Raw genomic sequence first — 13598 nt, 5'->3', positions numbered from 1 at the left:
GGTCCTTGAGCCTTGCAGTGCTCTTGCGGGCGCTTTCGCTGGCAAGCCAGCTCCTACGGCGGGCAGGTTCATCGCAGAGTTCTCGTAGGAGCCGGCTTGCCGGCGAAGAGGCCCTCGAACCTTGCAGCGCTCTTGCGGGCGCCTTCGCTGGCAAGCCAGCTCCTACGGCGGGCAGGGTCATTGCATGAATTTTCGTAGGAGCCGGCTTGCCGGCGAAGAGGCCCTCGAACCTTGCAGTGCTCTTGCGGGCGCTTTCGCTGGCAAGCCAGCTCCTACAGCGGGCAGGGTCATCGCAGAGTTCTCGTAGGAGCCGGCTTGCCGGCGAAGAGGACTTTGAGTCTTGCATCGCTCTCAGGGGCGCTTTCGCTGGCAAGCCAGCTCCTACGGGAAGGGGCGGCGATGGAGGGCGGGTCAGAGGCCCTTGATGGTCTGGCTGCGTTGGCCGTGCACGCCCACCGGGACATCGCCCTTGAGGGTCACCCGGCGCACCACGCGGTCCTGGGTGCCGTAGTCGTCAATCGCGTAATGCTGGGTCGAACGGTTGTCCCAGATCGCCACATCACCCGCGCTCCAGCGCCAGCGCACGGTGTTTTCCAGACGGGTGACGTGACTTTGCAGCAGGCCGAACAGGTGCGCCGAGTCGGCCTGGGAATAGCCTTTGATGCGCTTGACGAAGTGCCCCAGCAGCAGGCTCTTTTCACCACTCTCGGGGTGCACGCGAACAATCGGGTGCTCGGTCTCGAACACCGTGGAGGTGAACACCTTGCGGTAACGCTCCAGCTTCTCTGCGGAGACGTCCGGCTTGGCCCCGGCGTAGTCGTATTCGTTGCTGTGCACCGCGCAGAGCTTGTCCGCCAGTTCCCGCAGTTCCGCCGACAGTTCGTTGTAGGCAGTAGCGGTGTTGGCCCAGACCGTGTCGCCACCGGAGGCCGGGGCCACCACCGAACGCAGGATCGAGGCCTTGGGGTAGGCGTCGACGAAGGTCACGTCGGTGTGCCAGGAGTTGGCTCGCTGGCCCTGGGCGCCGTCCAGTTCCATCAGGTAGCGGGTGCCGTCGCGCACCGGCACCGTGGGATGGGCCGCCGGTTCGCCCAGCAGGTGGGAGAAGGCTTCCTGGCTCTGGTCATCGAGGTGGGACTGGCCCCGGAAGAAGATCACTTTGTACTGCACCAGCGCTTGCTGGATCGCTTCCACGGTGGCGGCGTCGAGATCGCCGGACAGTTGCACGCCACGAATCTCGGCGCCGATACGGCCGGCCACCGGATGAATGTCCAGGGCATGAATGGCGGGTTTAACGGCTAATGCGGCATTGCTCATCGGATACACCCTCATCTGACTGCTTACGGTTTGAGCCGCAGCGAAACAACGCTCTATCTATATTCAATTTAGATCTAATAGATATTCATATGCTTCGTTGACGGAATAAGAGCTTGCATTTAAAACCTCATTCCTTACTCGTCGCAAATGCCTTCGAGCTATTTTTCGGATGCCGGGAAAGCATATGGATCTTCGCCAACTGCGTTACTTCATCGCCCTCAACGAGCACCGCAGTTTTGTCCGCGCCGCCGATGCCATGGGCATCACCCAGCCGGCCTTCAGCCGCAGTATCCAGGGCCTGGAGCAGGAGTTCGGTTGTGTGCTGGTGGACCGTGGGCACAAGGACCTGCGCCCCACGCCGGAAGGCCAGGTGGTGCTGCAACACGCCTTGAGCCTGGTCCAGGGCGCGGCCCTGCTGAGCAGTGAAGTGACGCGGATGACCAAGCTCGATGCCGGCGAAGTGCGCTTCGGCTGCGGCCCGGCCCCGGCGGTGAAACTGGTGCCCGATGCGGTGGCGCAATTCACCAGCGCCCACCCCAAGGTGCGCACCTGCTTTGCCGTGGACAACTGGGAAAAACTCAGCCGCAGCCTGAACCGCGAAGAGATCGAATTCTTTATCGCCGACATCCGCCATTTCGAGGCCGACCCGAACTACCAGACCCAGCCCCTGACGCCCAAGCGCGGAGTGTTCTTCTGCCGTCCCGGGCACCCGCTGCTGGCCAAGGAAAGCCTGTCCACCAACGACATGTTCGACTACCCCCTGGCCACCACCCTGATCCCCCCGGGGATCCGCAAGCTGCTGGCCAACCTCAGCGGGCGCATCGACTTTTCGCCGACCATCGAGACCGAGCACTTCCCGGCCCTGGTGAAGATCGTCCGCCAGTCCAATGCCATTGGCGTGGGCACCGCCGAGGCCTTTGCCGAAGACATCGAGCAGGGCTCCCTGGCGCTGCTGCACTGGCGCAACCTGCCGCAGAACATCGACAGCCTGAATGCCCGCTGCGGTATCGTCAGCCGCAGCGGCTTTCGCCTGTCACCGGCGGCGCGCAAGCTGATCGAGGTCTTGGTGGCGGTGGACCAGCAGAGCCACGCCATCGCCGTGTAGAACAGCTGCGCCGGCAAGCCGGCCGCTACAAGATCCCGCACGGTATCCCCCCGACCGTAGGAGCTGGCTTGCCAGCGAAGAGGCCCTCAAGACCGCCCTCGCCGACCAGCCGGCTCCAGGGTTACGCAGGAGCCGGCTTGCCGGCGGCTGGTGCCGACCTCAAAGACCGGCAGCAGCCAACTGCGGTGCCACCCAGGCATCCACCTTGAACGGCTTGCGAATCAAGCGTTCCTTGGCCGCCAGGTCTACCGAATCCTGCAGTTTGCCGAGGAACACCGGGTCCAGGGTCGAGGGGAAGATCTCGCTCAGGCGCTGGTCCTTGAGGTCATCCTGGAGAATCACCGGTGGATAACTGGCCAACCCCGACACCAGCTGGATGTAGGCTTCCTTGTTGCTGTCCTGGGTCAGCCACTCTACGGCCTGCTGCTGGGCCTTGAGCAGTTTTTCCACGGCCTCGGGATGTTCGTCGACAAACTTGCCGCTGCCCACCAGCACGCTCTGCACGCTGCCGGCGCCGCCCAGGTCCTTGGTGCTCAGGGGCAGTTCGGCCAGGCCTTTGCTGCGCAGGGCCGAGAGCCCGGTGCTGCCCCAGGACGCATCGATCTGCCTGGCCGCCAGGGCCGCCACTGCGGCGTTGAAATCAAGATTGACCACCTTCAGGTCCTTCTCGCTCAACCCCCGGCTGGCCAGGGCGGCATCGAACGAAAGCTGGGTGGCGGTGCCACGGAACACCGCCACGCGCTTGCCCTTGAGGTCTTCCAGGGTCTTGATCCCGGAACCCGGGACCACCCCCAGGTAGTGCTTGACCCCACGGGCCGAGGCGCTGAGCAGGCGGGTATCCAGGCCATTGGATTTACCGATGATCGCCGCCAGGTCCCCCAGGTAGGCCAGGTCCACCTGGCCATTGGCGAAGGCCTCGTTGATCACCGGTCCGGCCCCCTTGAAGAAATTCCACTGAATCTTGATGCCCTGGTCGGCGAAGGCTTTTTCGAAGATCTGCTGCTGGCGCAGCACATCCACCACCCCGCCACCACTGTGCTGGGTGCCGGCGCTGAGGTCGGGCACGGCGATGCGGATTTCCTTGAGTTCGGCGGCCTGGGACAGCAGCGGCAGGCAACCCAGCAACCCCGCCAGGGCCGGTGCGGCGAACAGACTGATCACGCGTTTGAAGGGAAGGCTCATGGGTACGGCTCCTGGGTGCAAGGGCATTGAGGAGCAAAAGGTAGGCATGGAATGGATAAGTATTTAAATACTATAAATTCACATTTTAATAACCTTATCGAATAAATCAGCAGCCACGGGCCTCTTCTGCAGCCATGCATCAAACGCATGGAAAATATTCTTCGAATGCATTGGATGCGTGGCGGCAAGAGGCCTTAAATGGCTTCTCTTATCGCTCAATAGCATTGATAAGAATTTTAATAGATCACAAAGGAATATTGCAGGAAGCGACGTGTCGCCGCCGGGGCCCTTCGGCCCTGCCGCGCTCCAGGGAGACCTTCACAGCTCTGTGCAAGGCTACCCGGCCGCTCCTGCATGAGCCATGCAGAACCCGACGACGGAGGTCATCCATGGCCCGTGTTTCACTGCTCAGCCTGCCCTTGGCAGCCCCCTCCAGCGCCCGCCCGGGATGGCCACGGGTCAGCCAGCGTCTGTTGCCCTGGCTATTGCCCCTGGGCCTCTTCGGCCTGTGGTGGCTGGCCAGCCGCAATCACTGGATGAGCGAGCAGATCCTGCCGGCCCCGGCGCTGGTCTGGAGCAGTGCCCTGGAGCTGGCCCACGGCGAGCTGTGGAGCCACCTGGCGATCAGTCTGCAACGGCTGTTCTGGGGCCTGCTGGCGGGTATCACCGCCGGAGCCCTGCTGGGCGGCGCCCTGGGCTTCAGCCAGCGCCTGGAACGCCTGGTATTCCCCACTTTCGGCGCCCTGGCGCAGATCCCGACCCTGGCCTGGATTCCGCTGTTCATGGTGTTTTTCGGCATCGGTGAAGTGCTCAAGCTGGTGGTGCTGATCAAGGCCGTGGTGGTCCCGGTGACCCTGCACACCCTGGTGGGGGTGCGTGACGCCCAGCCCCGGCTGCGGGAAGCCGCTGCAGTGCTGCGCCTGCCGCCGGCGCTGCTGGTGCGGCGCCTGGTGCTGCCTGCCGCGCTGCCGGCCTTCATGGCCGGCATACGCCTGGCCCTGGCCACCGGCTGGACCTCGCTGCTGGCGGTGGAACTGCTGGCCTCCAGCGAAGGCATCGGCTACCTGATGGTCTGGGCGCGGCAGCTGTTCATGCTGGACATCGTCTTCGTGTGCATCCTGGTGATCGGCCTGCTGGGGGTGTGCATGGACCGTGGCATCGGCTGGCTCGACCGCAAGCTGGTGCACTGGCCGCACCCGGCCACCGCCGAATTCCGCCGTGGCCCGCGCTATCAGGGCTGGCAGCGCCTGCAACCCTGGCTACTGCCCCTGGCGCTGCTGGCCCTGTGGCAGGTGGCGAGCGACCAGCAATGGGTCGATCCGAACATTCTGCCCAGCCCCCTGGCGGTGCTCGCCACCACCGGCAGCGGCCTGCTCGATGGCAGCCTGCTGGGGGGCATGGGCCTGAGCCTGGGGCGCACCCTCGGCGGCCTGCTGCTGGGCGGTGGCCTGGGCTTGGTCTTTGGCCTGCTGCTGGGCCTGTCGCGCGTCAGTGAACGCCTGCTGGGGCCGACCCTGGCCGCTATCCGCCAGATCGCCATCTTCGCCTGGGTGCCGCTGCTCACCGCCTGGTTCGGCCTGGGGGAGTTGGCCAAGTGGGTGTTCGTCGCCCTGGCCGCGTTCTTCCCGCTGTTCATCGCCACCCAGCGCAGCGTCGCCCAGCTCTCGCCGCAACTGGCGGAGGCCGCCCAGGTACTGCGCCTGAACCTCTGGCAACGGCTGCGCCGGCTGGTGCTGCCGGGCGCTGCGCCGGGGATTTTCGCCGGCCTGCGCATCAGCCTGATCTATGCCTGGCTGGGCACCATCGGCGCGGAATACTTCATGCCGTCCAACGGCGGCATCGGCAGCCAGATGATCAGCGCCCAGCAACTGCTGCGCATGGACCTGATCATGGCCGGCATGCTCCTGGTGGGCCTTACCGGGGCCCTGCTCAACCTCATCGGCCAACAGCTCGAACGTCGCGCCACCCGCTGGAGACACGCATGAACGCACCCCTGGTCAGTTTCAATCACGTGGGCAAGACCTTCGCCGTCGCCGGTGGCGAGGTGGAGGCGATCCGCGAATTCAACCTGGACATCGCCGAGGGCGAGTTCGTCGCCATCGTCGGTTCCAGCGGCTGCGGCAAGTCCACCCTGCTGCGCCTGCTGATCGGCCTGGACACCGAGTTCCGGGGCGAGATCCGGGTCGACGGCAAGGCGGTCAGCGGCATCGGCGGCGAGCGCGGCATCGTGTTCCAGGAACACCGGCTGTTCCCCTGGCTGACGGTGGCCGAGAACATCGGCCTGGGCCTGGTCAACGAGCCCCTGAGCGCCGCCGAGCGCCAGCAGCGGATCGACGAATTCATCGAGCTGGTGGGCCTCAAGGACTTCACCCGGGCCTACCCGCATCAGCTGTCCGGCGGCATGGCGCAACGGGTGGCGATTGCCCGGGGGCTGGTGGCCAGCCCGCGGATCCTGCTGCTGGACGAACCCTTTGGCGCCCTCGACGCCCTGACCCGCCAGCAGATGCAGGACGAACTGCTGGCGATCCGCGAGCGGGCCAAAATCACCACGGTGCTGGTGACCCACGATGTCGAGGAAGCGATTTTCCTCGCCGACCGGGTAGTGGTCATGGAGCCGCGCCCGGGCCGGATCAAGCGCGTGGTCGAGGTGGCCCTGCCCCACCCGCGCCAGCGCAGCAGTTTCGACTTCCACCAACTGCGTGAGGAGCTGCTTCACGAGCTGACCCGCGACGAGCGCTACCAGGCGCCGTTGCCGGTGCAGATCCGCGACCTGCCCCTGACCTTCATTGCTTGCTGAACAGGAGTGACTCGATGCCGCAACGTCCCAACTTCCTGGTGATCCTGGCCGACGACCTGGGCTTCTCCGACCTCGGCGCCTTCGGCGGCGAGATCGCCACGCCGAACCTCGACGCCCTGGCCTTCAATGGCCTGCGCCTGACCGATTTCCACACTGCCCCGACCTGTTCGCCGACCCGCTCCATGCTGCTCACCGGCACCGACCACCACATTGCCGGGATCGGCACCATGGCCGAGGCCCTGACCCCGGAGCTGATCGGCAAGCCGGGCTATGAGGGTTACCTCAACGACCGCGTGGTGGCCCTGCCGGAACTGCTGCGCGAAGCCGGCTACCAGACCCTGATGAGCGGCAAATGGCACCTCGGGCTGACCACCGAACGTGCGCCCCATGCCCGGGGGTTCGAGCGTTCGTTCTCGCTGCTGCCGGGGGCGGCCAACCACTACGCCTTCGAGCCGACCTACGATGAGCACACCCCCGGGTTGCTCAAGTCGACCCCGGCTTTGTACATCGAGGACGACCGTTTCATCGATGAACTGCCCGCGGATTTCTATTCCTCCGACGCCTTCGGCGACAAGCTGCTGCAGTACCTCAAGGAGCGCGACCAGACCCGGCCGTTCTTCGCCTACCTGCCATTCTCGGCGCCCCACTGGCCGCTGCAGGCCCCGGAGGAAATCGTCGCCAAGTACCGTGGCCGCTACGACGCCGGCCCCGAAGTGCTGCGCCGCGAGCGCCTGGAAAAACTCCAGGCCCTGGGCCTGCTGGACCCGCAGGTCGAGCCCCATCCGTTGATCAACCTGAACGCCGAGTGGGATGCCCTCAGCGACGAGCAGCGGCAGGTTTCGGCGCGGGCCATGGAGGTGTATGCGGCGATGGTCGAGCGCATGGACTGGAACATCGGCCGGGTGGTGGACTACCTGCGCCAGCAGGGCCAGCTGGACAACACCCTGATCCTGTTCATGTCCGACAACGGCGCCGAGGGTGCGCTGCTGGAAGCCTTTCCCAAGTTCGGCCCGGAGCTGTTGACCTACCTCAACCAGCACTACGACAACCGCCTGGAGAACATCGGCCGGGCCAACTCCTACGTCTGGTACGGCCCGGCCTGGGCCCAGGCGGCCACCGCGCCGTCGCGGCTGTTCAAGGCCTTCACCACCCAGGGCGGGATTCGCGTGCCGGCGCTGCTGCACTACCCACAGCTGCCCCTCAAGGGCCAGATCAGCCACGGCTTCGGCACGGTGATGGACATCACCCCGACCCTGCTCGACCTGGCCGGCGTGCGTCACCCCGGCAAGCGCTGGCGCGGGCGCGATGTGGCGCCGTTGCGGGGCAAGTCGTGGCTGGGCTTTCTCTCCGGCGAGACCGCCCAGGTGCACGACGAACACACGGTGACCGGCTGGGAGCTGTTCGGCCGCCGGGCGATTCGCCAGGGGCAATGGAAGGCGGTGTATATCCCCGGGCCGGTGGGCCCGGCGACCTGGCAGCTGTACGACCTGGGCCAGGACCCGGGGGAAATTCACGACCTGGCCCACAGCCAGCCGGAAAAACTGCGCAGCCTGCTGGAGCAATGGCAGCGCTACGTGGATGAAACCGGGGTGATCCTCAGCGAATCACCGTTCCAGCCCGACTGAACCTGTAGAAGCTGACTTGTGTAGGAGCTGGCTTGTGTAGGAGCGGGCTTGCCAGCGAAGGCGTCCTCCAGGGCAACACAAGGCTCAAGGGCCCTTTCGCCGGCAAGCCGGCTCCTACAGGCTTAGGCCCGCACACCACCGCCTGCATCCTCCTGCACCTGCTCCACGGGATGAAAGCGATTGGCCCGGGCAAAGGTGCCGAAGTCGTTGAAACGCACCCCCATCTCGGCCATCACCCTGTGCGCCACCGGCGCCGTCATCTGGCGGATGTAGAAGGGTTCCTTGACCACGAAATGGTGGATGCCGTGGGTGCTGCCGAAATTGCAGCAGAACGCCTGCAACGGCCACATCCACCAGGGGTTGAGCACCTGGGTCTGCTGGATCACGTTGCCCGGTTCGATGTCGCCGTAGTAGTGCATGTTGGAACTGACAAAGTGCAGGCAGAAGGTGCGCAGCACGTTGGGGCCAATGATCACCACCACGGCGATATCGATGACGTGCATCAGCGCCAGGGTATCGGCCGACCACTGGATCGGGCTGCCCAGCAGGGCGGCCACGCCGTTGGCCCCGTGAAACCCGAGGAACACATACCAGGCGCCCCAGTGCAGCAGGGCCAGCGGCGCGTACACCGCCAGGGTGCGCACAAGGATGCCCAGCTTGCGCCTGGCGCCCGGCGCCCGCAGCAGGCGGATGAAGGCCGCCATCATGTTGTCGCCCACCATCAGCAGCCGGGCGAGGCCCCAGGGCTCGCCGTTGGTGATGGCGCGCTCCTCGATATCGCTCTCGCTGCCGGACACCTTGTGGTGATTCAGGTGCAGATGGCGCCGCACCCAGGGGTTGATGGTGCTCGGCCGCGCCAGCCAGACCAGCCCCAGCATCAGGTTGTGGGGCAGGCGCCGCTTGCGAAAGTACATGCTGTGGATCAGGTCGTGCTCCAGCTCGTGGGTCAGCGAGGCGAAGAACGCGTTGAGCAGCAAGCACCCCCAGCCGGGCAGATAACCACCGAGGTAGAGCGCCGCCGACCCGACCATTGCGGCCAGGGCCAAGGCCAGGATGCCCGCGCCCAGGGCGTCCTGATGCTGCAACAGGGGGTAGCGCCGGCGCAATTCGTCGCCCCGGGCCAGGACCACCTGGCGAATATGCGCGGCTCGTTGTTGCGCGTTCATCTGCGCGGGGCTTGCAGAAATACCCTGCATGATTCCATCCTCTGGTCAGTGGTCTGTGCATCCTGCCTTGAGCCGTGGCTTGGGGCCCTAGCCGTAAACGCCAACCTGTTGACCGGACGCGCCAAATCGCATGACCGAAGCCACCTCCCTTGCCAGCTGGACCCGCGCCTTGCGCAAGCAACTGGACGCACTCGACCTCGACAGTGGCGCGCTGTGCCGCGAAGCCGGGCTCGACCCGCAATTGATGGACGACCCCAACGCCCGCTACCCGCTGTCGGCCACCACCCGCCTGTGGCACCTGGCGGTCAAGGCCAGCGGTGACCCGGCCATTGGCCTGCGGGTGTCGCGCTTTGTCAGCCCCACCACCTTTCATGCCCTGGGCTACGCCCTGGTGGCCAGCGGCAGCCTGCGGGAAGTGTTCGAGCGCATCGTGCGCTACCACCAGGTGGTCAGCGATGCCCTGGAGCTGGCCCTGACCCGGGAGCCGGATCGCTACCGCTTCTTCCTCAAGGTGCCGCCCGGCGCGCCGCAACCGGCGTTCGAAGCCATCGACGCCTTTGCCGCGATCTATGTGCGTACCTGCCGCAACCGCCTGGGCCGCGACTATGCACCACTGGGCGTGCAACTGCGCCGCCCGGCCCCGCAGGACCCGAGCCAGTGGCACAAGGTGTTCCGCTGCCCGGTGCAGTTCGACGCACCCGACGACTGCCTGGAGTTCGGCCTGCACGATTTCGACAGCCACCTGGACGACGCCAACCCGGAGCTGGCCGAGCACAACGAAGCGGTGCTCAAGCGCACCCTGCTGCAACTGCGGCCCCTGACCTGGGAGCGCAAGGTGCGCGGGGTGATCGAAGCCCAGTTGCCGGAAGGCGAACCCTCCGCCGAGCGGGTGGCCGAGGCCCTGCACCTGAGCCTGCGTAGCCTGCAGCGGCATCTGGCGGATGAAGGCACGCGCTTTGACACCCTGCTCAACGAATGCCGGGAAAACCTCGCCCTGCTGCACCTGCGGGACCTGGACTGCTCCCTGAGTGAAATCAGCTACCTGCTGGGGTTTGCCGACGCCAGCAGCTTCAGCCGGGCGTTCAAACGCTGGACCGGCATGACCCCGGGGCAGTTTCGCGATGGCTTGCGCTGAGGCCCTTCGCCAGCAAGCCGGCTCCTGCAGGTTCGTGCAACCCAACCCCTGAGGCTCGGCGTCAAGGAAGCGAAAACCCCAGTTCGAACACGGTGTCGCGGCCCTCACTCAGCACCCGCACCTGTCCGCCATGCAGCTGCATGATCGAACGCACGATGGCCAGCCCCAGGCCCCCGGAATCCCCAGGTTCGGCACGGGACGGGTCGACCCGGTAGAAACGGTCGAACAGCCGGGGCAGGTGCTCGGGGGCAATCGCCGGGCCCTGGTTGTGCACTTGCAGCCAGCACCAGCCGGCTTCGTCGCGGCGCCGCAGGCTGATCAGCGAGCCCTCGTCGGCATGGCGCACGGCATTGGCCAGAAGATTGCCCAGGGCCCGTTGCAGCAGTTGCTGGTCGGCCCGCAGCTCGCCGGAAAAACCGTTCGCCAGGCGGATCTGCCGGTCATCGGCCAGGGCTTCGAAGTAGTCGCACAGTTGCGCGCCGACACCCGCCAGTGACAGCAGCTGAAGGTCCAGCACCGCATCGGCCTGCTCGGCCCGGGCCAGGAACAACAGGTTCTCGGCCATGCGCCCCAGGCGCTCGAATTCCTCCATGTTGGAGGCCAGCACTTCCTGGTACTCCGCCGCGCTGCGCGGCTGGTTCAAGGCCAGGCCGTTGCTGCCCAGAAGGTTGTGCAACGGTGTGCGGATCTCGTGGGCCAGGTCGGCGGAAAATTGCGACAGGCGTTCAAAGCTCGCTTCCAGGCGCGCCAGCATGGCGTTCAGGGCCTGCACCGGTTCGTGGAATTCCGCTGGAATGCCGTGGGTCTGCAAGCGCCGGTCGAGGCTGCGCAAATCGATCTCCCGCGCCGCGTCGCTGAGCTGGCGCAAGGGCTGCAGGCCCCGGCGCAACAGCAGCAGGCCCAGGGCGAAGGCCAGCAAGGCCCCGAGCCCCACCGCCAGGTACAGGCGCAGGCGGTAGCTGGCGAGCATCTGCTCGCGCTCGCTGAGGACCTTGCCGGCGATCACCGTCAGGGCTTCACCCTTGGGCCCCCGGGCCTGGCCTGCCAGCAGCGCCACCGGCACCTCATCCGCCCCCGGCCAGAGGCGTACATCGCTGCGTTGCGGCGCCTGTTGCAGCGCGATGGGGTCGAGCGCGGGCAAGGGCTGCCGGCGCGGGTTGATGTCGATCACCGTCGAGCCGTCGGCGCGCAGCACCAGCAGCAGGCTTTCCTGGTTGCCCAGCATGTTCTGGTACAGCCGGGGCCGGGCTTGCAGGGCATCCAGGCTGTCGCTGTCCTGGAGCAGGGCGCGCACCTGCTCCAGGCGGCCGAGCAGGGCCAGGTCGTCGCGGTAGGCGATTTCCCCGGCCAGGGAGCGGTAGAGGAACACCCCGATCACGCTCAGCACCAGGGCGCAGACCGCGGCAAAAGCCAGGGCCAGCCGCCAGGCGATGGAACTAGAGCGCTTCATCCGGGGCTTCCAACTGGTAACCGACGCCACGCACGGTGTGGATCAGCTTGGGTATGTAGGGGTCGTCGACCTTGGCCCGCAGCCGGCGCACCGCCACTTCCACCATGTTGGTGTCGCTGTCGAAATTCAGGTTCCACACCTGGGAGGCGATCAGGGTCCGCGACAGCACTTCGCCCTGGCGGCTGGCCAGCAGGTGCAGCAGGGCGAACTCCTTGTTGGTCAAGGCGATGCGCTGGCCACCGCGGCTGACCCGGCGCCGCAGCACGTCGATCTCCAGGTCGGCGATGCTGAAGGACTCGGCCTCGCGCAGCGGCCCGCGGCGCAACAGGGTGCGCACCCGGGCCAGCAGTTCGGCGAAGGCGAAGGGCTTGAGCAGGTAGTCGTCGGCGCCCAGCTCCAGGCCGCGAACCCGGTCTTCGATGGCGTCGCGGGCGGTGAGGAACAGCACCGGTGTGGCGCCACGCTGGCGCACCAGTTGCAGCAACTGCCAGCCGTTGAGGCCGGGGAGCATCACGTCGAGGATGATCAGGTCGTATTCCTGCTGCTCGATGAAATGGCGCCCGTCCAGGCCATTCAGGGCCACGTCCACGGCAAAGCCGGATTCTCCCAGGCCCTTGGCAAGGAAATGGGCGGTCTTGGCTTCGTCTTCAACTACCAGCAAACGCATGGCGCACCTCGGGAATGATCGGCACAGGCTAGGCGCCCGGCGGCCGCTTGCCCATTACAAACTTGTAATCAAGACGACGGGGTTCTGACGGAGCGCGCTGGTTAAGGTGACGGCCGGTCTTTCTGGAGCTCGTTCGATGATCTGCAAACCTCTTGTCCTGGGCCTTGGCCTGAGCCTCGCCGGTACGGCCCTGGCGGCGCTCGAACTGCCGCGCCATGCCGAACTGGACCTGGCCGCCGCCCGGCAACTGGCGGATGCCAGCCTTGCCCACTGCACCGCGGCGGTGTCGGTGCTGGACCGCGGCGGCAACCTGCTGGTGGCGATGCGCGGCGATGGGGTGGGCCCGCACAACGGCCCGGCCAGCCAGCGCAAGGCCTATACCGCGCTGTCGACCAAGACGTCGAGCGGGGTGCTGGCCGAGCGCGCCCGCAACAATCCCGAGGCGGCCAATCTCAATACCTTGCCGGAGCTGCTGTTGCTCGGTGGCGGCCTTGCGTTGTTTGCCGGCGACGAGCTGGTGGGGGCCATCGGGATTGCCGGGGCCGGTGGCGCGACGCAGGACGCGGCCTGTGCGCTCAAGGCCGCACAGCAGGTGGGGTTGGCCGCGGAAAGGGCGGCGGGACGTGAGTGACTTTCTGAGCCTGCGCCCGCGTTGCGCTCCTGCGCAGCCTCGCGGGCTCGGCAGCGGCTACTGGTGTTGTCTGTTCAATCGAGGAAGGAGTGTGGCATGAGTGTTTTGCGTAATAGCCTGGCGGCCATCGGCCTGTGCAGTCTGTCGAGCCTGGCCCTGGCGGCGGGCAATCCGTTGAGCGTGCATGTGTTGAACCTGGAGAACGGCCTGCCGTCGCCGGGGGTCAAGGTGACCCTGGAGCAGCAGGTGGGCCAGGACTGGAAGCCCCTGTCCGAAGGGGTGACCAATGAGCAGGGACGGATTGCCGAGCTGTTCCCGGCGGGCCGGGCGTTGACGGCCGGCGAGTATCGGGTGGTGTTCAAGACCGGCGAATACTTCAGGCAGGCCAAGCGCGAGACCTTCTTTCCGGAGATTCCGGTGATCTTCGAGGTCAGGCAGACCGAGCAGCATTACCACATTCCGTTGTTACTCAGCCCTTATGGGTTCTCCACCTATCGTGGTTCGTAGGAACCGGCTGCCGGCG

The 13598-nt window shown here is 66.1% G+C and carries 12 protein-coding genes; 7 read left to right on the top strand and 5 right to left on the bottom strand.

What is annotated here, in order from left to right:
* Positions 1-411: 411 nt before the first annotated feature.
* Entirely contained in the window at positions 412-1317 is a 906-nt protein-coding gene (locus ACZ5BO_RS02275; RefSeq protein WP_464698032.1) for a TauD/TfdA dioxygenase family protein, read from the bottom strand.
* A 184-nt stretch (positions 1318-1501) separates the two neighbouring features.
* Between ACZ5BO_RS02275 and ACZ5BO_RS02270 the strand changes: the two genes are divergently transcribed.
* A complete protein-coding gene (locus ACZ5BO_RS02270) occupies positions 1502-2422 on the top strand; it encodes a LysR family transcriptional regulator (protein ID WP_025128535.1) in 921 nt (306 codons plus the stop codon).
* Positions 2423-2581: 159 nt separating this feature from the next.
* Here the strand turns inward: ACZ5BO_RS02270 and ACZ5BO_RS02265 are convergent, their stop codons facing one another.
* Complete coding sequence (locus ACZ5BO_RS02265; protein WP_025128536.1) at positions 2582-3604, bottom strand: ABC transporter substrate-binding protein; 1023 nt, start codon at positions 3602-3604, stop codon at positions 2582-2584.
* Positions 3605-3993: 389 nt separating this feature from the next.
* Here ACZ5BO_RS02265 and ACZ5BO_RS02260 point away from each other — a divergent pair, with 389 nt between their 5' ends.
* From ACZ5BO_RS02260 to ACZ5BO_RS02250, 3 genes are read left to right on the top strand one after another with little or no spacing between them, the layout of a single operon-like run.
* Complete coding sequence (locus ACZ5BO_RS02260) at positions 3994-5589, top strand: ABC transporter permease (RefSeq protein ID WP_464698030.1); 1596 nt, start codon at positions 3994-3996, stop codon at positions 5587-5589.
* A complete protein-coding gene (locus ACZ5BO_RS02255; protein WP_464698028.1) occupies positions 5586-6401 on the top strand; it encodes an ABC transporter ATP-binding protein in 816 nt (271 codons plus the stop codon). The genes ACZ5BO_RS02260 and ACZ5BO_RS02255 overlap by 4 nt, the downstream gene beginning before the upstream one ends.
* Before the next feature lie 14 nt (positions 6402-6415).
* Positions 6416-8026: an arylsulfatase gene (locus ACZ5BO_RS02250; RefSeq protein WP_464698026.1), complete on the top strand. Its 1611-nt coding sequence runs from the start codon at positions 6416-6418 to the stop codon at positions 8024-8026.
* 122 nt (positions 8027-8148) lie between these two features.
* Here the strand turns inward: ACZ5BO_RS02250 and ACZ5BO_RS02245 are convergent, their stop codons facing one another.
* A complete protein-coding gene (locus tag ACZ5BO_RS02245; RefSeq protein WP_464698024.1) occupies positions 8149-9222 on the bottom strand; it encodes a fatty acid desaturase in 1074 nt (357 codons plus the stop codon).
* 100 nt (positions 9223-9322) lie between these two features.
* Between ACZ5BO_RS02245 and ACZ5BO_RS02240 the strand changes: the two genes are divergently transcribed.
* Positions 9323-10327, top strand: coding sequence for an AraC family transcriptional regulator (locus tag ACZ5BO_RS02240; protein WP_025128541.1), 1005 nt, complete (start codon positions 9323-9325; stop codon positions 10325-10327).
* 61 nt (positions 10328-10388) lie between these two features.
* Here ACZ5BO_RS02240 and ACZ5BO_RS02235 read toward each other — a convergent pair whose 3' ends face one another.
* Both ACZ5BO_RS02235 and ACZ5BO_RS02230 read right to left on the bottom strand, forming a co-directional pair.
* A complete protein-coding gene (locus tag ACZ5BO_RS02235) occupies positions 10389-11777 on the bottom strand; it encodes a heavy metal sensor histidine kinase (RefSeq protein WP_464698022.1) in 1389 nt (462 codons plus the stop codon).
* Complete coding sequence (locus ACZ5BO_RS02230; protein WP_025128543.1) at positions 11764-12444, bottom strand: heavy metal response regulator transcription factor; 681 nt, start codon at positions 12442-12444, stop codon at positions 11764-11766. The genes ACZ5BO_RS02235 and ACZ5BO_RS02230 overlap by 14 nt, the downstream gene beginning before the upstream one ends.
* 136 nt (positions 12445-12580) lie before the next feature.
* On the opposite strand from ACZ5BO_RS02230, the gene ACZ5BO_RS02225 reads away from it, so the two are divergent.
* On the top strand, positions 12581-13075 hold the full coding sequence (locus ACZ5BO_RS02225; RefSeq protein WP_025128544.1) for a GlcG/HbpS family heme-binding protein: 495 nt from the start codon (positions 12581-12583) through the stop codon (positions 13073-13075).
* Positions 13076-13171: 96 nt separating this feature from the next.
* Positions 13172-13582 carry a hydroxyisourate hydrolase gene (uraH, locus tag ACZ5BO_RS02220; RefSeq protein WP_464698020.1) on the top strand — a complete coding sequence of 137 codons (411 nt, stop codon included), beginning with the start codon at positions 13172-13174 and terminating at the stop codon, positions 13580-13582.
* The last annotated feature ends 16 nt before the right edge of the window (positions 13583-13598 follow it).

This window comes from Pseudomonas sp. FFPRI_1, assembly GCF_055384485.1.
Note: the sequence above shows the minus strand (reverse complement) of the source record. Positions and strands in the feature narration are given on the sequence as shown.

What these genes read in the sequence shown, in the direction of transcription:
- ACZ5BO_RS02275 (WP_464698032.1), bottom strand. Translation starts at nt 1,317, where the DNA reads ATGAGCAATGCCGCATTAGCCGTTAAACCCGCCATTCATGCCCTGGAC.
- ACZ5BO_RS02270 (WP_025128535.1), top strand. Translation starts at nt 1,502, where the DNA reads ATGGATCTTCGCCAACTGCGTTACTTCATCGCCCTCAACGAGCACCGC.
- ACZ5BO_RS02265 (WP_025128536.1), bottom strand. Translation starts at nt 3,604, where the DNA reads ATGAGCCTTCCCTTCAAACGCGTGATCAGTCTGTTCGCCGCACCGGCC.
- ACZ5BO_RS02260 (WP_464698030.1), top strand. Translation starts at nt 3,994, where the DNA reads ATGGCCCGTGTTTCACTGCTCAGCCTGCCCTTGGCAGCCCCCTCCAGC.
- ACZ5BO_RS02255 (WP_464698028.1), top strand. Translation starts at nt 5,586, where the DNA reads ATGAACGCACCCCTGGTCAGTTTCAATCACGTGGGCAAGACCTTCGCC.
- ACZ5BO_RS02250 (WP_464698026.1), top strand. Translation starts at nt 6,416, where the DNA reads ATGCCGCAACGTCCCAACTTCCTGGTGATCCTGGCCGACGACCTGGGC.
- ACZ5BO_RS02245 (WP_464698024.1), bottom strand. Translation starts at nt 9,222, where the DNA reads ATGCAGGGTATTTCTGCAAGCCCCGCGCAGATGAACGCGCAACAACGA.
- ACZ5BO_RS02240 (WP_025128541.1), top strand. Translation starts at nt 9,323, where the DNA reads ATGACCGAAGCCACCTCCCTTGCCAGCTGGACCCGCGCCTTGCGCAAG.
- ACZ5BO_RS02235 (WP_464698022.1), bottom strand. Translation starts at nt 11,777, where the DNA reads ATGAAGCGCTCTAGTTCCATCGCCTGGCGGCTGGCCCTGGCTTTTGCC.
- ACZ5BO_RS02230 (WP_025128543.1), bottom strand. Translation starts at nt 12,444, where the DNA reads ATGCGTTTGCTGGTAGTTGAAGACGAAGCCAAGACCGCCCATTTCCTT.
- ACZ5BO_RS02225 (WP_025128544.1), top strand. Translation starts at nt 12,581, where the DNA reads ATGATCTGCAAACCTCTTGTCCTGGGCCTTGGCCTGAGCCTCGCCGGT.
- uraH (WP_464698020.1), top strand. Translation starts at nt 13,172, where the DNA reads ATGAGTGTTTTGCGTAATAGCCTGGCGGCCATCGGCCTGTGCAGTCTG.